The organism is Streptomyces sp. NPDC017448 (genome assembly GCF_044330565.1).
Taxonomy (GTDB): Bacteria; Actinomycetota; Actinomycetes; order Streptomycetales; family Streptomycetaceae; genus Streptomyces.
The window spans coordinates 342233-362931 of sequence record NZ_JBIRLM010000005.1 but is presented as its reverse complement, the minus strand read 5'-3'; the positions used below and the strand labels follow the sequence as shown (position 1 = coordinate 362931).

19 protein-coding genes and 1 rRNA gene are annotated in these 20699 nt (G+C 73.2%); 15 read left to right on the top strand and 5 right to left on the bottom strand.

Going from position 1 to position 20699, the window contains the following annotated elements; translation table 11 throughout:
• From rrf to ACH4K1_RS12240, 9 genes are all read left to right on the top strand, one after another.
• Positions 1 to 92, top strand: a 5S ribosomal RNA gene (rrf, locus tag ACH4K1_RS12280); the annotation flags it as partial.
• Between the two features lie 71 nt (positions 93 to 163).
• Positions 164 to 808 (top strand): HAD family hydrolase, encoded by a 645-nt coding sequence (locus tag ACH4K1_RS12275; RefSeq protein WP_398088846.1) that lies wholly within the window; start codon positions 164 to 166, stop codon positions 806 to 808.
• Positions 809 to 948: 140 nt separating this feature from the next.
• Positions 949 to 2151: an MFS transporter gene (locus tag ACH4K1_RS12270; protein WP_398088844.1), complete on the top strand. Its 1203-nt coding sequence runs from the start codon at positions 949 to 951 to the stop codon at positions 2149 to 2151.
• Positions 2120 to 3289, top strand: coding sequence for an acetoin utilization protein AcuC (locus ACH4K1_RS12265; protein ID WP_398088843.1), 1170 nt, complete (start codon positions 2120 to 2122; stop codon positions 3287 to 3289). The genes ACH4K1_RS12270 and ACH4K1_RS12265 overlap by 32 nt, the downstream gene beginning before the upstream one ends.
• Positions 3290 to 3491: 202 nt before the next feature.
• Positions 3492 to 4307 (top strand): phosphatase, encoded by an 816-nt coding sequence (locus tag ACH4K1_RS12260; protein WP_398088841.1) that lies wholly within the window; start codon positions 3492 to 3494, stop codon positions 4305 to 4307.
• 128 nt (positions 4308 to 4435) lie between these two features.
• Positions 4436 to 4648: a helix-turn-helix domain-containing protein gene (locus tag ACH4K1_RS12255; RefSeq protein ID WP_158072177.1), complete on the top strand. Its 213-nt coding sequence runs from the start codon at positions 4436 to 4438 to the stop codon at positions 4646 to 4648.
• A 110-nt stretch (positions 4649 to 4758) separates the two neighbouring features.
• Positions 4759 to 4857: a 30S ribosomal protein bS22 gene (locus ACH4K1_RS12250; RefSeq protein ID WP_003948845.1), complete on the top strand. Its 99-nt coding sequence runs from the start codon at positions 4759 to 4761 to the stop codon at positions 4855 to 4857.
• A 221-nt stretch (positions 4858 to 5078) separates the two neighbouring features.
• Complete coding sequence (locus tag ACH4K1_RS12245; RefSeq protein WP_398088839.1) at positions 5079 to 6167, top strand: NAD-dependent epimerase/dehydratase family protein; 1089 nt, start codon at positions 5079 to 5081, stop codon at positions 6165 to 6167.
• A gap of 15 nt (positions 6168 to 6182) precedes the next feature.
• On the top strand, positions 6183 to 7265 hold the full coding sequence (locus ACH4K1_RS12240; RefSeq protein ID WP_398088838.1) for a lysophospholipid acyltransferase family protein: 1083 nt from the start codon (positions 6183 to 6185) through the stop codon (positions 7263 to 7265).
• Between the two features lie 74 nt (positions 7266 to 7339).
• Here ACH4K1_RS12240 and ACH4K1_RS12235 read toward each other — a convergent pair whose 3' ends face one another.
• The 3 genes from ACH4K1_RS12235 to ACH4K1_RS12225 all read right to left on the bottom strand — a co-directional run bounded on the left by ACH4K1_RS12235 (position 7340) and on the right by ACH4K1_RS12225 (position 10999).
• On the bottom strand, positions 7340 to 8554 hold the full coding sequence (locus ACH4K1_RS12235) for a DUF5667 domain-containing protein (protein ID WP_398088836.1): 1215 nt from the start codon (positions 8552 to 8554) through the stop codon (positions 7340 to 7342).
• A 211-nt stretch (positions 8555 to 8765) separates the two neighbouring features.
• Positions 8766 to 9545, bottom strand: a complete 780-nt coding sequence (locus ACH4K1_RS12230) for an ECF subfamily RNA polymerase sigma factor, BldN family (protein ID WP_228990654.1) — start codon at positions 9543 to 9545, stop codon at positions 8766 to 8768.
• A gap of 506 nt (positions 9546 to 10051) precedes the next feature.
• Positions 10052 to 10999 carry an HAD family hydrolase gene (locus ACH4K1_RS12225; protein ID WP_398088834.1) on the bottom strand — a complete coding sequence of 316 codons (948 nt, stop codon included), beginning with the start codon at positions 10997 to 10999 and terminating at the stop codon, positions 10052 to 10054.
• A gap of 157 nt (positions 11000 to 11156) precedes the next feature.
• On the opposite strand from ACH4K1_RS12225, the gene ACH4K1_RS12220 reads away from it, so the two are divergent.
• The 6 genes from ACH4K1_RS12220 to hemB all read left to right on the top strand — a co-directional run bounded on the left by ACH4K1_RS12220 (position 11157) and on the right by hemB (position 17797).
• Positions 11157 to 11447 carry a glutaredoxin family protein gene (locus ACH4K1_RS12220; protein WP_398088833.1) on the top strand — a complete coding sequence of 97 codons (291 nt, stop codon included), beginning with the start codon at positions 11157 to 11159 and terminating at the stop codon, positions 11445 to 11447.
• A 257-nt stretch (positions 11448 to 11704) separates the two neighbouring features.
• Positions 11705 to 12466: a redox-sensing transcriptional repressor Rex gene (locus ACH4K1_RS12215; RefSeq protein WP_398088831.1), complete on the top strand. Its 762-nt coding sequence runs from the start codon at positions 11705 to 11707 to the stop codon at positions 12464 to 12466.
• Positions 12463 to 13974 carry a glutamyl-tRNA reductase gene (locus tag ACH4K1_RS12210; RefSeq protein ID WP_398088829.1) on the top strand — a complete coding sequence of 504 codons (1512 nt, stop codon included), beginning with the start codon at positions 12463 to 12465 and terminating at the stop codon, positions 13972 to 13974. Before ACH4K1_RS12215 ends, ACH4K1_RS12210 begins: the two co-directional genes overlap by 4 nt.
• A complete protein-coding gene (gene hemC, locus ACH4K1_RS12205; protein ID WP_398088827.1) occupies positions 13971 to 14957 on the top strand; it encodes a hydroxymethylbilane synthase in 987 nt (328 codons plus the stop codon). Before ACH4K1_RS12210 ends, hemC begins: the two co-directional genes overlap by 4 nt.
• On the top strand, positions 14954 to 16624 hold the full coding sequence (locus tag ACH4K1_RS12200; protein WP_398088825.1) for a uroporphyrinogen-III synthase: 1671 nt from the start codon (positions 14954 to 14956) through the stop codon (positions 16622 to 16624). The genes hemC and ACH4K1_RS12200 overlap by 4 nt, the downstream gene beginning before the upstream one ends.
• A gap of 156 nt (positions 16625 to 16780) precedes the next feature.
• Positions 16781 to 17797 (top strand): porphobilinogen synthase, encoded by a 1017-nt coding sequence (gene hemB / locus ACH4K1_RS12195; protein ID WP_398088824.1) that lies wholly within the window; start codon positions 16781 to 16783, stop codon positions 17795 to 17797.
• Between the two features lie 242 nt (positions 17798 to 18039).
• Here hemB and ACH4K1_RS12190 read toward each other — a convergent pair whose 3' ends face one another.
• Positions 18040 to 18441 carry a hypothetical protein gene (locus tag ACH4K1_RS12190; RefSeq protein WP_398088823.1) on the bottom strand — a complete coding sequence of 134 codons (402 nt, stop codon included), beginning with the start codon at positions 18439 to 18441 and terminating at the stop codon, positions 18040 to 18042.
• Between the two features lie 48 nt (positions 18442 to 18489).
• Positions 18490 to 20637 (bottom strand): hypothetical protein, encoded by a 2148-nt coding sequence (locus ACH4K1_RS12185; protein ID WP_398088822.1) that lies wholly within the window; start codon positions 20635 to 20637, stop codon positions 18490 to 18492.
• Between the last annotated feature and the right edge of the window lie 62 nt (positions 20638 to 20699).

Sequence of the window (20699 nt, the reverse complement as noted above, 5' to 3'; positions counted from 1 at the left end):
CGCCCGGTTACATTCCGAACCCGGAAGCTAAGCCTTTCAGCGCCGATGGTACTGCAGGGGGGACCCTGTGGGAGAGTAGGACGCCGCCGAACAATTTTTCCGGGAAAGCCCCGTGCCTTGTGGCACGGGGCTTTTCTGCGTTCTGAACGTCTAGGGTCGGACCATGCGCTACGAACTGGTCATCTTCGACAACGACGGTGTGCTCGTCGACAGCGAGCCCCTCGCCAACACCGTTCTCTCCGGCTACCTGACCGAACTCGGTCACCCGACCTCGTACGACGAATCGATCCGTGACTACATGGGGTCCGCCGTGCACCGGGTCCACGACCTCATCGAGGAGCGGACCGGGCAGAAGCTGCCCGAGGACTTCGACACCACGCTCAGCTCCCGTACCTTCGCCGCTTTCGAGCAGGAGCTGGTGGCGGTGGACGGGGTCGAGGAGCTGCTCGGAAAGCTCGTCGCGGACGGAGTGGCCTACTGCGTCGCCTCCTCCGGGAGCCACGAACGGATCCGCGTCGGGCACCGCAGGACCGGGATCGACCAGTGGTTCGAAGACGAGTGGATCTTCAGCTCGGAGGATGTCGGACGGGGCAAGCCGGCACCGGACCTGTTCCTGCACGCCGCCGAGCGCATGGGCGTCGCGCCCGAGCGGTGCGTCGTCATCGAGGACAGTCCGCTCGGGGTCGAGGCGGCACGGGCGGCCGGGATGGACGTGTACGGGTTCACCTCGATGATGCCCGCGGACCGGCTCGTGGATGTCACCGGGCACTTCTCGGACATGTCCCAGCTCCCCGGCCTGCTCGCCTGACGCCCCGCCTCCGCCCCTCGCCCCGCCCCTCCACCCGCCGGACCCCCGCCCGGGCCCGGCCCATACGGACACCGTCCGTCCGGAAACTGCCCGGCTGATCCATCTACCCCCGGGTAGCGACTGGCCCTACGCTCGCCGCCATGACTGATGCCGGCTTGCGGTACGGCAGGGCCTCCCTGAGACTGAGCTTCGGCGTCCAAGGGGTGGCCTTCGCCCTTCTGGTGACGCGTATCCCCGCCATCCAGGACCAGTACGGGATATCCGACGCGCTGCTGCCGGTCTTCCTCGCCGCCGTCCCGATCCTGGCGGGCGCCGGCAGCGTGGCCACCGAGAAGGTGGTCGCCCGCATCCGGCCGGGAGTGGTCCTGCGGTGGGCCCAGCCCCTCGTCCTGCTCGCCCTGCTCGGGACGGGCGCCGGGCGCGAGATGTGGCACGCCGCCGTCGCCCTGGGGGTCTTCGGGCTGTCGGTCGGGGCGCTGGACGCCTCCATGAACATGCTGGGGGTCAGCCTCCAACGGGCTTACGGGCGCAGCATCATGCTCGGGTTCCACGCCGCGTACAGCCTCGGAGGCATCGCGGGGGCGTCCCTGGCGTGGGTCGGGGCGCGGTACGACCTGTCGCTGTTCGCGTCCTACCTGCCCGTGGTCGCCGTGCTGCTGCCCGCCGCCCTGGCCGGCAGCCGGTGGTACACGGAGGGGAAGCGCCCCGAGGAGGCCGGGGCCGGGCCCGGAACCACGGGCGGGTCGCTCTCGTTCAAGCTGCTGCTGCCGCTCTGCCTCGTCATGAGCTTCGCGTACATCGGGGACTCGACCGTCTCCAACTGGAGCGCCAAGTACCTCCAGGACGTGCTGGGCGGCTCCGAGCAGCTCGCGACCGTCCCGTACAACGTCTACATGGTGACGACCCTGCTGGGCCGGGCCGTGGGGGACCTGGGGGTGCGGCGGTTCGGGGCGGTGGCCGTGGTGCGGGGCGGGAGCCTGCTGGCGGCCGGCGGGTTCGCGGTCGTGGCGGTGGCGCCGGGGGCCTGGGTGGGGATGCTCGGGTTCACGATGCTCGGCTTCGGGCTCTGCGTGATCGTGCCGCAGACCTTCGCCGCCGCCGGACGGCTGTTCCCGGGAAACAGCGACGCCGCCGTGGCCCGGCTGAACATCTTCAACTATGTCGGGTTCCTGGTGGGTTCACCGCTGGTGGGTGCTCTGGGGGATGCGTGGAGCTATCGGGGGGCCATGCTCGTCCCCATGGTCCTGGTGCTGGCGACGCTCGTGTACGCCCGCTCGTTCGGGCCGGACCCGGACCGATACGGTGGCGGGCATGAGCGGGCGCGCACAGCTGATGTGGGATGACGCGGTTACCGGATACGACTTCGGGGAGACCCACCCGATGGACCCGGTCCGGCTGGACCTGACGATGGGGCTGGTGCGGGCGTTCGGGCTCGACGCAGCGGTGGATCTGCGGTCGGCGAAGGCCGCCGGGGACTCCACCCTGCGGCTCGTGCACCGCGAGGACTACGTGGCCGCGGTACGGGCCGCCTCCGCGAACCCCCGGGCGGCCGACCAGGAGTACGGGCTCGGGACCGTGGACGATCCGGCGTTCGCCGGGATGCACGAGGCTTCCGCGCTGATCGCCGGCCTGTCGGTCGGGGCCGCCGAGGCCGTGTGGCGCGGGGAGACCGAGCACGCGGTCAACTTCACCGGGGGCCTGCACCACGCCATGCCCGGGGCGGCCGCCGGGTTCTGTGTGTACAACGACCCGGCCCTCGCCATCGCCCGGCTGCTGGAGCTGGGCGCGGAGCGGGTCGCGTACGTGGACGTGGACGTCCACCACGGGGACGGGGTGCAGGCCGCGTTCTGGCAGGACCCGCGCGTCCTGACGGTCTCGCTGCACGAGCATCCGAGGACGCTCTTCCCGCAGACCGGGTGGCCGGAGGAGACCGGGGCCGGGGACGGCGAGGGCTCAGCGGTCAACGTGGCGCTGCCGGCCGGGACCGGGGACGCGGGGTGGCTGCGGGCGTTCCACGCGGTGGTGCCCGAGCTGCTGGCCGACTTCCGTCCCCAGGTCCTCGTCACCCAGCACGGCGCCGACACGCACTTCGAGGACCCGCTCGCCCATCTCGCGGTGTCGCTGGACGCGCAGCGGGCGGTCATGGAGTCCTGCCACCGGTTGGCGCACGACCACGCGGACGGGCGCTGGGTGGCGCTCGGCGGCGGTGGGTACGCGGTCGTGGACGTCGTGCCCCGCTCCTGGACGCACCTGGTGGGCATCGCCGCGCACGCCCCCGTCGACCCGGAGTCGGTGGTGCCGTCCTCGTGGCGGGATCTCGTCTACGCCCGCACCCGGCAGCTCGGCCCGGGCCGGATGACGGACGGGCGGACGCCGGCCTGGCAGGAGTGGGAGGACGGGTACGACCCCGCGGACCGGCTGGACCAGGCGGTGCTGGCGGCCCGGAAGGCGGCGTTCCCGCTGCGCGGGCTGCTGACCTGAGGGGCCCCGGGCGGACGCGGCTCCGGCGGCTCCGGCGGGCGGCCCACGGGCTCGGGCGGCGGCAGAGACAGGGGACAGGGACAGGGGGTGAGGGCGCGGGCCCCGGGCGGCGGGCGGGGCATTGTGCCGCCCGTTACGCCAACGGAGGGGTGTACCGCCGTTCCCGCCCGTTCCGGCTGCGCGGTACGGCAGCATCCCTGGGGTGTTGAGCACCGGGGCGCTGCGCGCCCATCTGCTGGCGGCCCGGCTCGCCGGGCCCGTGGCCACCCCGCGCGAGAACAACCTGCGCAGCTACCGGCTGTTCGCCGCCCGGGATCCCCGGGTGCTGCTGGGGCTCGTGCCCGACCGGACCTGGGACGAGAGCGACCTGTTACGGCTGATGGCGGACCGGTGCGGGGTCTCGGCGGACCCGGCGCACCTCTCCGGGGCCGACGCGATCGACCCGGACCGTACGGTGGCCGGGCTGGACGCGTTCGCGGAGCGGCTGGCCTCGGTGGCCCGGCGGCGGGCCCCGGTGCTGCTGGGGACCGGGCATCCGCACCGGCTGCTCGGCTTCTACGCCGGGCTGGCAGACGCTCTGTCGGCGGCGGGCTGCCCTGTCCTCACCCCCGCGCAGGGGCGATGTGTCGACATAACGACGCGGTTTGGCGTACGCACGTACACCATCGACTACGTACGAGGTGTCGCTCTGGTGCGCGAACCGGGGGGGCGGCCCACGGGGGGTGAGACCGGCGCGCACACGCATTCGCCGCTTCCGGTGCGGCTGGCGCTCCAGGAGGCGGCCGAGCGGCTCGGGGTGCTGCCGGAGCTGGTGATCGGGGACCACGGCTGGGTCTGCGGCGCAGGTCAGCTGGGGATCGAGGCGATCGGGCCGGCGGACACGGACGACCCGGCGCTGTTCGTGGGGGAGGCGGAAGGGCGGGTGTCGGTCGCCGTTCCGCTCGACGACGGCGTACAGGCGCCGTTTTACCGGCCGTTGACGCGCTATGTGCTCAATCGGGCCTGTCTGTCTCCGTAGGCCGGCGGCCGGCCCTCCTCTTCCCCACTCGCATCACCCGCCCCTAATCTGGGGAGTGAGCGCACAACGACGAAGAGTCACCGGAGGGGAAGCCGGTGCGCGTCCGGTGCGGAAGGTACAGGTGGGTCATGGCTGCTGGCAGCGAGAGGCCTCTCAACGAGGTCAAGTTTCTGACCGTGGCGGAAGTCGCCTCGGTCATGCGAGTGTCGAAGATGACCGTGTACCGCTTGGTGCACAGCGGTCATCTGCCGGCGATCCGGGTGGGCAGGTCCTTCCGGGTGCCGGAGCAAGCGGTTCACGCGTATCTCCGCGACTCCTTCGTGGGGGTGGAATCGGCCTGAGGCCGCCTGCGGATTACGCCCCTCGGGCGGGGGCGGGTAGGCTAGGCCGACGTAGGTCGTGTGGGCCCAGACGCCCCGCACCAGTGAAGAAGAAGTGAGCGAGGGTAGTCGTGGGCTCTGTTATCAAGAAGCGGCGTAAGCGGATGGCCAAGAAGAAGCACCGCAAGCTGCTCAAGCGCACGCGCGTTCAGCGTCGCAACAAGAAGTAAGCGAACGCGTTTCGCGTGATCCGCAGCCCCTCCACCGGACCGGTGGAGGGGCTGCGGCGTTTCCGGGGCGTCCCCGGAGGTCCTTTTCCGGAAAGGGGGCCGAGGCCCGCCTCAGGGGCGTCACAGGGCGGCGTCCACCCGCTACGGTGACGACCAGGGAGTTACCGAGGGAAGCAGGGGAGCCGGCTCAGGGCTCCCCGGGCCGACGGAAGGCGCTGGTCTTGGGGAAGGTCGTCCTCGTCACAGGAGTGGCCCGGCAGCTGGGGGGCCGCTTCGTCCGGCGCGTCCAGCGCGATCCCGGCGTGGACCGGGTGATCGCGGTCGACGCGGTCGCGCCCGACCACGATCTGGGTGCCGCGCGGTTCGTGCGGGCGGACATCCGGCAGTCCGCCCTGGCGCGCATCCTGGCCGAGCACATGGTCGACACCGTGGTGCACCTGGACGTCTCCGGCAAGGCGCTCGGCGCCGGTGGCCGGACGGCGGTCAAGGAGACCAACGTCATCGGCACGATGCAGCTGCTCGGCGCCTGCCAGAAGTCCCCGGCCGTGCGCCGGCTGGTCGTGAAGTCGAGCACGAGCGTGTACGGGTCCGCGCCCCGCGACCCCGCCGTGTTCACCGAGACCACCCCGCCCAAGTCGCTGCCCAGCGGCGGCTTCGCGAAGGACGCGGTGGAGGTCGAGGGGTACGTACGGGGCTTCGCCCGCCGCCGGCCGGACGTGGCGGTGTGCGTGCTGCGGTTCGCCAACATCCTGGGGCCGCGGCCGGACTCGCCGCTCGCCGACTACCTCTCCCTGCCCGTCCTGCCGACCGTCTTCGGCTACGACCCCCGGCTCCAGTTCGTGCACGAGGACGATGTGATCGACGTCCTCGGGATCGCGGCGAGCGAGCCCCGGCGCGGAACGCTGAACAGCGGCACGTTCAACATCGCGGGCGACGGGGTGCTGCTGCTGTCGCAGTGCTCGCGGCGGCTGGGGAAGCCGACCGTGCCGGTGCTGCTGCCCGCCGTCACCTGGGTCGGCTCGGCTCTCCGTACGATCGGCATGACCGACTTCTCGCCGGAGCAGATCCGGCTGCTCACCCATGGCAGGGTGGTCTCGACGGTGCAGATGCGCGAGACCCTCGGTTTCCGGCCGACGTTCACCACGGCGGAGACGTTCGCGGAGTTCGCGCGGAGCCGGGGGCCCGGACTGCTGCCGCCGGAAGTGGTGGGCAGGGCGGTGGACCGGCTGGCGGCGGTGCCGCTGCCGGGAGGCGCCGGGCCGCGGGAACGCGGAGCCGGTGCGGTACAGACGACTGACGGCGCCAGGTAGAGGAGCGCACCGACGATGGCGGACGCCAAGGTCCTTCCGTTCGACGACGACCGTTCGCGGTCCGGTGGCGCGTCGCGTCCGGCGCGGCGCCGGACCGGGGCGGGCGGTGGCAGCGGAGGGCGGGGCGACGGCTCCGCCGCGCCGGTGAGCGCCCTGCCGGGGACGCAGCTCCCCGAGGCGGCCTCCCCGCCCCCGGAGGCCGGGGAGGGGGCGGGAGAGCCCGAGGGGCCCGGCCGGGACGCTTCCGTGCCGCCGGACGGCGGCTGGGAGCGGCGGATCGCCGGGGGGCTGGCGTTCCTGCGGCGCCGGGTGACCGGTGATTACGAGGTCGACGAGTTCGGGTACGACAAGGAGCTCACCGAGCAGGTCCTGATGTCGGCGCTGCGGCCGCTGGCGGAGAAGTACTTCCGGGTCGAGGTGAAGGGCATCGAGAACATCCCCGCGGAGGGCGGGGCGCTCATCGTGGCCAACCACTCGGGGACGCTGCCGCTGGACGGGCTGATGCTCCAGGTCGCGGTGCACGACCACCACCCCGCCGACCGGCATCTGCGGCTGCTCGCCGCCGATCTGGTCTTCCACCTCCCGGTCGTCAACGAGCTGGCGCGCAAGGCCGGCCACACGCTGGCCTGTGCGGAGGACGCGCAGCGGCTGCTGGAGACGGGCGAGATCGTCGGGGTGATGCCGGAGGGGTTCAAGGGCATCGGCAAGCCGTTCGGCGAGCGGTACAAGCTCCAGCGGTTCGGGCGGGGCGGGTTCGTCTCGACGGCGCTGCGGGCGAGGGCGCCGATCGTGCCGTGCTCGATCGTGGGCGCGGAGGAGATCTACCCGATGATCGGGAACGCGAAGACGCTGGCCCGGCTCCTGGGCTTCCCGTACTTCCCGATCACGCCGACGTTCCCGTGGCTGGGGCCGCTGGGCGCGCTGCCGCTGCCGACGAAGTGGACGATCCAGTTCGGCGAGCCGATCCCGACGGACGGGTATCCGCAGGAGGCGGCGGAGGACCCGATGCTGATGTTCAACCTGACGGACCAGGTGCGGGAGCAGATCCAGCACACGCTGTACAAGCTGCTGGTGCAGCGGCGGTCGGTCTTCTTCTGAGCCGCTTCCGGCGCGGGCCGGACGGAAAGGGGGCCGGTACGCGATCCGCGTGCCGGCCCCCTTCCGCGTGGGTCTTACGGCTTGATGTTCTGGCCGTCGATGCCGAGGCCCGGGAGGAGCCCGGGGAGGAGCGGGGGCAGGGTGACCTCGGGGGCGGTGGGGGCGCTGGGCCTGTTCTCGGGGGAGGGCTCGGTGAGGCCGTCCGTGGGGAGGTCGTCGAGCAGGCCGTCCGTGCCGCCGCCGAGCAGGCCGTCGTCGGGGGCGGTGTCGGAGGAGCCGGAGGAGCCGGAGGGCTCGGGGGGCGTGCTGCCGTCGGTGCGGTCCCCGGGCTTCTCGGGGGAGGCCGGGGGCGCGGAGGCGTCGGGCCGGGAGGAGCCGCTGTCCGGGACGGTGGTGGCGCCGGGCCGCCGGGAGTCCTTCTCCTCGCCGGGGGGACGGGGCAGGAGGGACTGGAGCGGGGCGACCTCGTCCTCCATGGCTTCGAAGACCGAGCTGACTTCGTCGCGGACGTCGGTGAGCTGGACGGGCAGCCGGTCGCGGAGGCTGCTCCAGGTGTCGCGGTGCGAGCGGGAGAAGGTGTCCAGGGTCTGGATGGGGCCGATCGCCCCGTCGCGCTGGTAGGCGGCGTGGAGCAGGCGGTGGCCCTCGGAGGCGTCGTGGGACATGCCGTTGAGCGCGCGTCTGACCGCGCCGAGGGATTCGTGGTCCAGGGGGCCGGAACGGCCGCGCTCCATGAGCCTGCGGGCCTCGCTGAGCCGGGTGGACGCCTGGTCGAGGTAGGCCTCGCCGCGCTCGGTGTCGCCCTTGGTCATACCGAGGCTGATGTCCTCCATCCCGCGCTTGAGCCCGTAGAGCGAGTCACCGGGGAGGGCGTCGGAGCTGGCCGCGGCCACACCGCCGAACGCTCCCGCGGCGACGCCGACGGTGAGGCCGCCGGCGGTGAGCCCTTTCGCCCAGCGGGAGCGGGGACGCAACTTCCGCAGGGGTGAGGCCCGGTGGGCTCCCTTGCCCCGCTGCACCGGCACCGTAGGGCCCGTGGACGCGCCGCCCTCGGCGAACATGGTCTCCATGGCGGCGACCAACTGGGCACGCTGCACGGCCTTGACCTCGGGGTCCAACTGCGGCTTCGGTAGCTCGCCGAGGCCGTTCGCCAGGGCCAACAGCGGTCCGCGGTCGGCCTGGTCGGCCGGATCGTCGGGCTGTACGGCCGCCGCACCCTGGGGGGACTGCTCCTCCAGGGCCTGGGCGAAGGCGTTGGCCCGCCGGTGTGCCGAAACGTTTGCGATCACTGGCGGCACCTCCTCTCGTCATGACGGTCGACTCCCCTGACGGTTCGGAAGGTTGCCCGCCTTGAGCGTTTCCACTCGATGGAGTGAGCGGAGACGGACAGGGGACGACGGCAGGGGGCCTGCAACCGGCACAACGACGCGCCCGGCACTTGGGTTACGCACGAAAGATGATCGGACCAGTGCGTGACGGGACGGTCACGCACCGGTCCGGTCAGCGGGCGTCGTCCGGCAGGAGCCGGGCGAGCGTCCGGACGGCGCGGTACTGCAGGGTCTTGATCGCTCCCTCGTTCTTTCCCATCACCCGGGCGGTCTCGGCGACCGAGAGCCCCTGGAGGAACCGCAGGGTGACGCACTCCTGCTGCTGGGGGTTGAGCCGCCGCACGGCCTGGAGCAGCGCGGCGTTGGAGAGGGACTCCAGGACGGAGTCCTCGGGGCTGCGCGCCACTTCGTTGGCGTCGAGCATTTCGCCGGTGGTCACTTCCAGCCGGAAACGACTGGATTTGAAGTGGTCGGCGACCAGGTTGCGAGCGATCGTGACCAGCCAGGCGCCGAAGTCGCGGCCCTGCCAGGTGAACGTGGAGATGCGGCGCAGCGCGCGGAGGAAGGTCTCACTGGTGAGGTCCTCCGCGGTGGCCTTGCCGCCCACGCGGTAGTAGATGTACCGGTACACGGTGTCGCTGTACTGGTCGTACAGGCGGCCGAAGGCGTCCGCCTCGCCCGCCTGCGCGCGCTCGACGAGGTCCATCATGCGCGCGCTGTCGCTGTCGGCCGTGGGACGGCGGACGGTCGGCGTGGCGGTCGAGGCGGCGCGGGCGCCGCGTCTTCCGACCGCCGCACTGCGTTCGGCCAGGGCGTAGCAGGGGCCGGCAGGTGCAGGGGTGGCAAAGGCGGGGACGGCGTACGCGGTGGGGACGAAGCCGCGCAAGCGGTCGATGACCGATGCACGCAGCGTAGCCAGGCCCGAGGCGTCAACCCCGACGTGTGGGTACACGGGACTCCCAGAGGCAGAGCTTCCATCACGAGCAGTTCGAAAAACATCACCCGTGGTGGCGAGTGACGGTCTCCGTGATGCGTCTGAGGAGAATAACGCTTCGTGCTGACGGCACTACACCCAGTTGTCTAAATCGCCGGTTCCGTCGCTTCTCTTATCGCTAAGTGACGTATCAAGTAGCAATTGGTGACCGTTTATTGATCGGATTACTTCGTGATCTGTCTGCGGGGGCGACGGGTTGTGGCCGGGCGCGGGGGATCGCGCTGGCTGGCAGGGGCGTCGGCGGGGCGGGGGAACGGCCTTGGACCGGTCGCGCGGGTCCGGGCGTGGCTGCGCCCCGTGACCGGACGGGACCGGCGACAGGGGGGCGCGGCAAGGTCTCCGGGGACCGGGGACCGGGGCCGGGGGCCGGGGGCCGCGGTTCGGGGGGCGGGCTGCGGTCCGCGCGGTTCGGGGGGCGGGAGCGCGGGCCCCGGGGCTGCTCGGCGGCTCGGCGGGCCGCGGGGTCAGCGGCGGCGGCGGTGCAGGGCGAGTGCGGCGGCCGTGCCGCCCGCGAGCGCGCCGACCCCGGCGGCGGCCGGGATGCCGACCTTGGCCGCCTTGCGCCCGGTGCGGTAGTCGCGCAGCCGCCAGTCGAGGGCGCGGGCGTGCTTGCGGAGCTTGGTGTCCGGGTTGATCGCGTAGGGGTGGCCGACCAGCGAGAGCATCGGGATGTCGTTGTGGGAGTCGCTGTAGGCGGCGCAGCGGTCCAGGTCGAGGCCCTCGGCGGCGGCGAGGGCGCGGACGGCCTCGGCCTTGGCGGGGCCGTGCAGCGGTTCGCCGACCAGGCGGCCGGTGTAGACGCCGTCGACCGATTCGGCGACGGTGCCGAGCGCGCCGGTCAGGCCGAGCCGTCGGGCGATGATGGTGGCGGTCTCCACGGGGGCGGCGGTGACCAGCCAGACCCGCTGTCCGGCGTCCAGGTGGGCCTGGGCCAGGGCGCGGGTGCCGGGCCAGATGCGGTCGGCCATGTACTCGTCGTAGATCTCCTCCCCGATGGACATCAGCTCGGAGACGCGGTGGCCCTTGACGATGGACAGGGCGCTGTCGCGGGCGTCCTGCATGTGTTCGGGGTCCTCGACGCCGGCCAGCCGGAACCAGGCCTGCTGCCAGGCGAACCGGGTCAGTTCGCGGCGCTCGAAGAACTTGCGCTTGTAGAGGCCGCGGCCGAAGTGGAAGATCGCGGCGCCCTGCATGACGGTGTTGTCGAGGTCGAAGAAGGCGGCGGCGCGGTCGTCCCCGGCGACCGGGAAGGCGGGCTCCTCGGGCGGTGCTTCGGAGGTCCCGGTCAGGAGGGCGGCCTCGTCCTCCACGAAGGAGGTCTTGCGCGCGGCCTCGGCGGCGGCCTCGCCTGCCAGGACGCTCCGTGCGGTAGCGGAACGCCTACGGGGTGTGAGCCATCCAAATGCGGCCATGCCGTGAGCATAGCCAGTCCTCCCGGACCTGCCCGACCTGCCGCGATGCGGTGGTGTGAACGCTCCGGGGCGGAGGGGTGAACCCGGTCCCCCCGGGTGGTCCGCCGTCGCGGTGCGCGGGCCGGGGGGCCGGGCGGGGCGGGCGCAGAATGGAGGGATGAGCCCTCTGCTGCGCCGTACGAAGAAGAAGCCCGCCGAGCGGGTGGTCACGTTGATCGGGAAGCCCGGGTGCCACCTGTGCGAGGAGGCGCGGGCGGTGGTCGCCGCGGTCTGCGAGGAGACCGGCGCGGCGTGGACGGAGAAGGACATCACCGTGGACGAGGAGCTGTACAAGGAGTACTGGGAGCAGATCCCGGTGGTGCTGGTCGACGGTGAGCAGCACACGTTCTGGCGCGTGGACCCGGCGAGGCTGCGCAGGGCGCTGGGTGCGGACGCGAAACCCGGTTAACATTGCGGGCGTTTTGAGTGGCCTCGGGGGCTTAGTTGTGAGGAGTGTGTTCCGCTTTGCCCCCTTCGAGGCTGCAACGGGCTGATGCGGTCCCCGGTTCCGGGATCGCGCGGGGAATGTGCGTGACCCCGGTCACGTTGACCGGACAAATCGGACACAATCTTTGTGCACGCGTTCACAAAGACATAGCCTGCATTCGACGGGGCGGTCTAGGGACACACGGCCGCCTGCAGCCCCGCTCATCCCGCAGGAGCACCGTGGCAACTGGCCGAACTCACCGACCGGCGACCCGTAGCCGAGGAATTCCCGAGGCCACCGTCGCCCGACTTCCGTTGTATCTACGCGCACTGACCGCGCTCTCCGAGCGTTCGGTCCCCACGGTCTCCTCCGAGGAGCTGGCCACGGCGGCCGGCGTCAACTCGGCGAAGCTGCGCAAGGACTTCAGCTACCTCGGGTCCTACGGCACCCGCGGGGTCGGGTACGACGTCGAGTACCTCGTCTACCAGATCTCGCGCGAGCTGGGGCTCACCCAGGACTGGCCGGTCGCGATCGTCGGCATCGGCAACCTCGGGGCGGCCCTCGCCAACTACGGCGGGTTCGCCTCCCGCGGCTTCCGCGTCGCCGCGCTGATCGACGCCGACCCCGCCATGGCCGGTACGCCGGTGGCCGGGATCCCCGTCCAGCACACGGACGACCTGGACCGGATCATCAGCGACAACGGTGTGTCCATCGGCGTGATCACCACCCCGCCCGGCGCGGCCCAGCAGGTCTGCGACCGGCTCGTCGCCGCCGGGGTGACCTCCATCCTGAACTTCGCGCCGACCGTCCTGTCGGTGCCCGACGGCGTCGACGTGCGCAAGGTCGACCTCTCCATCGAGCTCCAGATCCTCGCGTTCCACGAGCAGCGCAAGGCCGGAGAGGACGTCGCCGCCGAGGACGAGGCCGCGCCTCCCATGCGCGCCACGCCCGCCGGCCGGAAGGGACCCGACGGGGACGTGCCCGCCGTGATGCCCGCATGAGCCTCCTCGTCGTCGGACTGAGCCACCGCAGCGCCCCCGTCTCCGTGCTGGAGCGGGCGTCGCTCGCTGCCGAGACCCAGGCCAAGCTGCTCCAGGACGCCCTCGCCGCGGAACCCGCGACCGAGGCCGCCGTGCTGGCCACCTGCAACCGCATCGAGCTGTACGCCGACGTGGACAAGTTCCACGCGGGCGTCGCCGAGCTGTCCACGCTGCTCGCCCAGCACAGCGGCGTCGGCCTGGACGAACTCACCCCGTACCTCTATGTGCACTACGAGGACCGGGCCGTCCACCACCTCTTCTCGGTCGCCTGCGGCCTGGACTCGATGGTCGTCGGCGAGGGCCAGATCCTCGGCCAGATCAAGGACGCGCTCGCGCGCGGCCAGGAGCTGCACACCGCCGGACGGCTGCTGAACGACCTCTTCCAGCAGGCCCTGCGGGTCGGCAAGCGCGCCCACAGCGAGACCGGGATCGACCGGGCCGGGCAGTCGCTCGTCACCTTCGGGCTCCAGCAGCTCGCCGCCGGGGCCGACCCCGCCCTGTGGGCCGGGGGCAAGCGCGCCCTGGTCATCGGCGCCGGCTCGATGTCCTCCCTGGCCGCCGCCACCCTCGCCCGGACCGGCGTCGCCGAGGTCGTCGTCGCCAACCGCACCCGCGCCCGTGCCGACCGCCTGGTGGAGATCCTCCAGCAGGGCGACGACACCGCCGTGCGGGCCCGGGCCGTGGAGATGTCCGCGGTGAGCGACGAACTGACACGTGCCGACATCGTCGTCTCCTGCACCGGCGCCACCGGGCTCGTCCTCACCGCCGACGCCCTCGCGGACGCCCTCGGCACCACCCTGGACGCCGCCCCGGAGCAGCCGCGGACCGCCTCCGTCACCCCGGCCCCGGACGACGTCGACCAGCACGCCGCCTGGGTGGAGAACGGTTCCGCGGCCTCCGCCGCGCAGGCCGGCCCGGCGACCGCGCCGCGCCGCGCCACCGTGCCCGCCCAGTCGACCGGACCGGTCCGCCTCGCCCTGCTCGACCTCGCCATGCCGCGGGACATCGACGGCGCCGCCCACCGCATCGACGGTGTGCGCCTCGTCGACATCGAGTCGCTCGCGGAGGCGTCCGCCGACGCCCCGATGGCCGCCGATGTGGACCGGGTCCGCACCATCGTCTCCGACGAGGTGGCCGCCTTCGGCGCCGCCCAGCGCGCCGCGCACGTCGCCCCGACCGTGGTCGCCCTGCGCACCATGGCCGCCGGCGTCGTCGCGGGCGAGATCGCCCGGCTGGAGGGCCGCCTCCCCGGCCTCGACGAGAAGCAGCGCGCCGAGATCACCCAGACCGTGCGCCGCGTCGTCGACAAGCTCCTGCACGCGCCCACCGTGCGGGTCAAGCAGCTCGCCAGCGAGCCCGGCGGCGCCGGGTACGCGGACGCGCTGCGCGAACTCTTCGACCTCGACCCGCAGACGGTGGCCGCCGTCTCCCGGGCAGACCTGAACGACCCGAATAGAGGGCGGTCATGACCGACAACTCATCCCCGGGCGCGCGGAACCCCGCGCCGCTCAGGCTGGGCACCCGGCGTTCCAAGCTCGCCACGGCCCAGTCCGGACTCGTCGCCCAGGCGGTTCGCGAGGTGACCGGGCGCGCCGTCGAGCTCGTCGAGATCACCACGTACGGGGACACCTCCCGCGAGCACCTGGCGCAGATCGGCGGCACCGGAGTGTTCGTCGCGGCCCTGCGCGAGGCGCTGGCGCGCGGCGAGGTGGACTTCGCCGTCCACTCGCTCAAGGACCTCCCGACCAGCCAGCCCGACGACCTCGTGCTGGCCGCCGTGCCGCAGCGCGAGGACCCGCGCGACGCCCTGGTCGCCCGCGACGGCCTGACCTTCGAGCAGCTGCCGTCCGGCGCCCGCGTCGGCACCGGTTCGCCGCGCCGCATGGCGCAGCTCAACGCGTACGCCCGTTCCCACGGCCTGCGGATCGAGACCGTCCCCATCCGGGGCAACGTCGACACGCGGATCGGGTTCGTGCGGGACGGGGAGCTCGACGCGGTCGTCCTGGCCGCCGCCGGGCTCAGCCGTCTCGGCCGCAGCGGCGAAGTCACCGACTTCCTGCCGGTCGACACCGTTCTGCCCGCTCCCGGCCAGGGAGCACTGGCGATCGAGTGCGCCGCGTCCAGCGGCGACCTCGCCGCCGCGCTCGCCGAGCTCGACGACCCGTACACCCGGGTCGCCGTGACCGCCGAGCGCGCCCTGCTCGCCGCCCTGGAGGCCGGCTGCTCCGCACCCGTGGGTGCGCTGGCCGACCTCCTGGTCGACGGACAGGTTGTCAACGAGCTGCGCCTGCGCGGAGTCGTCGGTTCCCTCGACGGTTCCTCGCTGGTACAGCTGTCCACCACCGGTCCCGTCCCCACGTCGCAGGACGACGCGGCGGCCCTCGGTCGCGAACTCGCGGCCGAGATGCTCGCCAAGGGTGCGGCCGGTCTTATGGGGGAGCGAGTACTTTGAGCCCCACCGGCCCCGCCGTATCCGACTTTCCGGCCCTGTCCGCCCGAGGCCAGGTCACCTTCCTCGGCGCCGGTCCCGGCGACCCGGGACTGCTGACCCTGCGCGCCGTCGAAGCGCTCGCGAGCGCGGACGTCCTTGTCGCCGAGCCCGATGTCCTCGACGTCGTTCGCGGCCATGCGCGGGCAGGCGTGAGCACCCCCGAGCTGACGGTCGTTGACGCCTCGTCAACAACCGCCGGTGTACCCGTTCTCAGGGATGCGGCCAATCTTGTCATGGAGGCCGCGAAGGGCGGCAGGCGGGTGGTCCGTGCCGTCGCGGGCGATCCCGGCCTGGACGGCGACGCGGGGGCCGAGATGCTCGCCTGCGCCGCCGCCGGGGTGCCCTTCGAGGTCGTTCCGGGCGTCGCCAACGCCGTGGGCGTTCCCGCCTACGCCGGGGTGCCGCTGCGGGACGCGCAGGGCGCGGACGTCCGCTTCGTCGACGCCCGTACCGCCTCCGACCGGTGCTGGAACGAGGTCGGCGCGAGCGACGCGACCGCCGTCGTCTCCACCACCCTGGACGCGGTCGCGGCCGCCGCCGGAGAACTGGTCTCGGCGGGCCGCAAGCCCGACACCCCGCTCACCGTGACGATCGCGGGCACCACCACCCGCCAGCGCACCTGGACGGCGACCCTCGGGACGATCGCCCAGGTCCTCAAGCAGGCCAAGGTGCTCCCGTCCCCCGAGGGCCACCGGCCGGTCATAGCCGTGGTCGGAGAGCGCAGCTCCGCCGCCCAGCGCGACCAGCTCGCGTGGTTCGAGTCGAAGCCGATGTTCGGCTGGAAGGTGCTCGTCCCGCGGACGAAGGAGCAGGCCGCGTCGCTCTCCGACCAGCTGCGCTCCTACGGCGCGGTGCCGCACGAGGTCCCGACGATCGCCGTCGAGCCGCCGCGTACGCCCCAGCAGATGGAGCGCGCGGTCAAGGGCCTGGTCACCGGCCGGTACGAGTGGATCGCCTTCACCAGCGTGAACGCGGTCAAGGCGGTCCGGGAGAAGTTCGAGGAGTACGGGCTCGACGCCCGCGCCTTCGCCGGGATCAAGGTCGCCGCGGTCGGGGAGCAGACCGCCCGCGCGCTGGTCGAATTCGGCGTCAAGCCGGACCTGGTGCCCTCGGGCGAGCAGTCGGCGGCCGGGCTCCTGGAGGACTGGCCGCCCTACGACCCGGTCTTCGACCCGATCGACCGGGTGTTCCTGCCGCGCGCCGACATCGCCACCGAGACGCTGGTGGCGGGCCTCATCGAGCTGGGCTGGGAGGTCGACGACGTCACCGCGTACCGCACGGTCCGCGCCTCGCCGCCGCCGTCCGAGACCCGTGAGGCGATCAAGGGCGGCGGGTTCGACGCCGTCCTGTTCACCTCGTCCTCGACGGTGCGCAACCTGGTCGGAATCGCGGGCAAGCCGCACAACGTGACCGTGATCGCCTGCATCGGTCCGGCCACCGCGAAGACCGCCGAGGAGCACGGCCTGCGGGTGGACGTGCTGTCCCCCGAGCCGTCGGTGCACAAGCTCGCGGAGGCGCTGGCCGCCTTCGGCGCGCGGCGCCGGGACGCGGCGCGGGAGGCCGGCGACCCGGTGACCCGGCCGAGCGAGCGGCGTCCGGGCGCGCGTCGGCGCCGGACGACGACGTAGCGGTACCCGTACGGGGGTGAGCGGGCCCGGTCGCTTCGGCGGCCGGGCCCGCCGCCGTCCTGGCCCTGTCGTCCTGCCGGTGGGGCCTTCCCGGGGGCGGGTTTGCCGGTACCGGTGTCGGTAAGACCGTGTCCTCCACGGGTCTATGGTCGAAGGATGACTGCGTACGGAAACTTCCCCGGCTCCCGCCCCCGGCGGCTGCGGACGACCCCGGCGATGCGGCGGATGGTCGCCGAGACACGGCTCGACCCCGCGAACCTGATCCTCCCCGCCTTCGTACGGGAGGGCATCGACGCCCCGGTCGCCATCTCGGCCATGCCCGGCGTGCACCAGCACACCCTGGACACCCTGCGGAAGGCGGCGGTCGAGGCGGTCGAGGCCGGGGTCTCGGGGATCATGCTCTTCGGGGTGCCGGACGACGCGAACAAGGACGCCCGGGGGACGGCGGGCACCGATCCGGACGGCATTCTCCAGGTCGCTCTGCGCGCGGTCCGCGAGGAGGTCGGGGACGAGCTGGTCGTGATGTCGGACCTGTGCCTGGACGAGTACACCGACCACGGCCACTGCGGGGTCCTGACGGCGGACGGCCGGGTGGACAACGACGCGACGCTGGAGCGGTACGCGGAGATGGCCCAGGTCCAGGCGGACGCCGGGGCCCATGTGGTGGGCCCCAGCGGGATGATGGACGGCCAGGTCGGCGTCGTCCGGGACGCCCTGGACCAGACCGGGCACGAGGACGTGTCGATCCTCGCCTACACCGCGAAGTACAGCTCCGCCTTCTACGGGCCCTTCCGGGAGGCGGTCGGCTCCTCGCTGACCGGCGACCGCAAGACCTACCAGCAGGACCCGGCCAACGCCCGCGAGTCGCTGCGCGAGCTGGCGCTCGACCTGGAGGAGGGCGCGGACATGGTCATGGTGAAGCCGGCCGGACCGTACCTGGACATCCTCGCCAAGGTCGCCGAGTCGGTGGACGTGCCGGTCGCGGCGTACCAGATCAGCGGTGAGTACGCGATGATCGAGGCCGCCGCCGAGAAGGGGTGGATCGACCGGGACAAGGCGATCCTGGAGAGCCTGACCGGCATCCGGCGGGCCGGGGCGCAGATGATCCTCACCTACTGGGCGACCGAGGTGGCCCAGTGGCTCGGCACAGGACGTACGCCCGGCCGGGGCTGAGCACCCGGCGTCCTCGCCCGGGGCCGAGCCCCCGCGCGGTCACGGCCCACCCGCTCCGGCCCCCTGGAGCCGGTGGGCCTCCTCGGTGGGGAAGCGGGCGCCGTTCCGGACGAGCGGGTCCTCGTCGGCGCGGGCGGTGGTGGTCAGGGCCGTGGCGACGGCCGGGTCGCGCGGGGCGGTGAGGTGGGCGCGGCCCGCTTCGCGGCGCAGTTCGTGTCGTCCACGGGGGTGGACCCTTCGCGTCAGGGCCAGTCGACCAGGGCCATGAACGCCACGAAAGCGACCACGACGGTGGCGGGCGCGGCGAGGGCCAGGCCCACGCGCCGGGCGGCGTGACGGAGCTGGTGCGGGACGGCCCACGCGGCGATCAGGACGGCCAGGGCGACGATCAGGCCGATCCACAGGACGGTCCATCCCACGGTCCAGCTGTCGTGGAAGCGGTCGGCCGCCGCGCCGTTGCAGGAGTCGCAGGCCATGGGCGAGAGCCCGGCGACGAACAGGGCGACGAGCCCCATCGGCAGGGTCAGGACCGTGGAGATCAGGGGGGCGACCCACGCGCGGCGGTCGGGCGTCGTGTCGGGGGCGGCCGCCGGTGTGGGGTCGGGCACCGCTGTGGGGCCGCCGTCGTGGCTGTTCTCGCTCATGCGTCCGAGTCAACCTTCGGCGGCGGCCTTCCGCATGAGTACGGGAACTCAGCCCGCGGAGACCCGGTCGGCGCGCGCCTCCGCCCAGGCACGGGCCTTTGCCACCTCCCCTTCGGTGAGCGCCGGGCGGACCTGGTCGGGGTGGCGCAGGACGCAGTGGTCGCGGGCCGCCTTCAGGCCGATGGCGCGGGCCGCGTCGGAGAGCCGGGGGTCGTCCGCCACCTCCTGGGCGCGCCGCCACCAGCTGTGGCTGCGCGGGTCGATCGCGTAGTGCCAGAGCGGTTGGGCGGGGTCGGCCACACCGATCAGGACGCGTTCCAGGACGTACGCGCGGATGTCCTTTTCACCGATCAGCCGCTCCGCGACCAGGAGGGGGTGGATGCCGTCCAGCCGGGCGCGGAGCAGTACCCAGGTCATGAGGTGCCCGGTGTCGTGCTGCCCGGAGGCGATGAACTCCCACAGTTCGGCGGCCTTCGCCTCGTCGGGTGCGCCGAGGTGGGTCAGCAGCCGGACCGGGTTCTTCCACAGCGGCTTGGGCTTCGCCCACCAGGCCAGCAGGTCGGCGGCGGCCGGGTGGTCCAGGTCGAGGGCGAGGCAGGTGAGGGTGGTCAGCGGGTGGCGCCACTCGGTGTACGTCGTGCGGTACTGCTTGGTCAGCTCCTTCTTCCAGCGCGGCAGCAGCGCTTCGACGTCGTCCCCGGTGGCCTCGCCGTGGGCGTACAGGAGCTCCAGGCAGAAGGCGATGCCCTGGACGCCGGTGGACGGGTCGGCGAGCCGGTCCCGCAGCCACCCCACATCGGCGGGGGAGAGGGTGCGGTAGTGGTGGTAGAGGTCGCCGAGGCGGCCCTCGTACCCGGTCAGGTCGGGGCCGGTGCCGGCGAGGAGGTCGTCGCGGACGGACTCGTACCGGTCGGCGGCGGCGAGGGCGTCGGCCTCCTCGGCGCCGGGGAGCCGGGCGGCCGTCTCGCGGACCCGGGCCACCGTGTCCCGGGCCGCCCGCGCGGCGGCGACCCGCAACGGGCGGGGCAGCCGATCGTCCGTGGCGTACCGGAGGGTGGCGAGGAGCGGGAGGGCGGCGTCGGCCGCCGCGTCCCGGTCGGAGGCGGCGGGCCGCTCCTCGGCGTCGGCGGTGCGCAGCGCGTCGAGCAGGGCGGTCTGGGCGGCCTCGGGGGCGGGGTGCGCGGCCAGCTCGTCGGAGAGCGTGCGGGCGGCCCGGAACGGGTCCGGTTCACACAGGGCGCGGTGGGTGCGGAACCAGCCGCGCACGGCGGAGCCGTTCCCGGCGAGAGCCCAGGCCCGCAGCAGCTCCAGCGAGCGCGGGGAGGGGTGGGCGGCGAGGACGTGCGACGCTTCGGGGCCCAGCTCGGCGGCCACCTCCCAGGCGTCGGGATGCTCCTGCCGCAGCAGCGCGTTCAGCACGGGACGCCGGCCGCGCCAGTCCGCGAGCCGCCCGGCGTACCTCTCCCGCCAGGCGGAGAGCAGCCGTGCCGTCTCGTCCGGGGTCAGCGCCTGCCGGTGCTCCAGCGGGGCGGCGAAGCGGGCGGCGGCGGGCAGGGCGGGGCCCGGGCCGCTGTCGGAGGGCCCACCGGTCGTGGCGGCGGGGCCGTTCGTCCCGGCCGCGGCACCCGCGTCGGTCCCGGTGGCCCGTTCGCGGTCGAGGAGGTCCCCCAGCCGGACGTGGAGCCAGCGTTCCTCGGCGGGGGTCAGCGGTTCGTACTCCGTCTCCCGGGGGGTCCGGCGACGGGGCTCGTCGAGGCGGGCGAGGAGTTGGCGTACGCCCGCGGTGTCCTCGGGGGCGGGCAGCCCGTCGGCGTCCACCGCCGTGACCTTGTCCAGCCGGAACGCGCCCTGCGGACCGCCGTCGACGATCCGGTAGCCGTCCGGCCCGGCCCCGAGACCGGCGGCGACCGTGGCGTGGTCGCCGCCCCAGTGCAGGCACAGCTCACCGGTCAGGTCGCCGGAGCGGTCGAAGACGACCTGGGACTGCCAGTGCCAGTACGCGAAGGAGGCGTCGGTGGAGATGCCCCGGACGGCGAACATCTCCGCCGCGTCCTCGTGGCCGTCCGACTGCGTGTAGCGGCTGCGCGTCGGCGGGGGGAGGACGGCGAAGCGGTCGCCGCCCAGGGTGCGCCACCACGCCTTGATCCTGCCGAGGTCCGACCGCTGCCCGGCCGCACGGCTGTCGCCCGTACCCATCGTGTCCTGTCCCGTCGTGCCCGGTTCCGTGGTGCCCGGGCCTGTCGTGTCCGCTTCCGCTG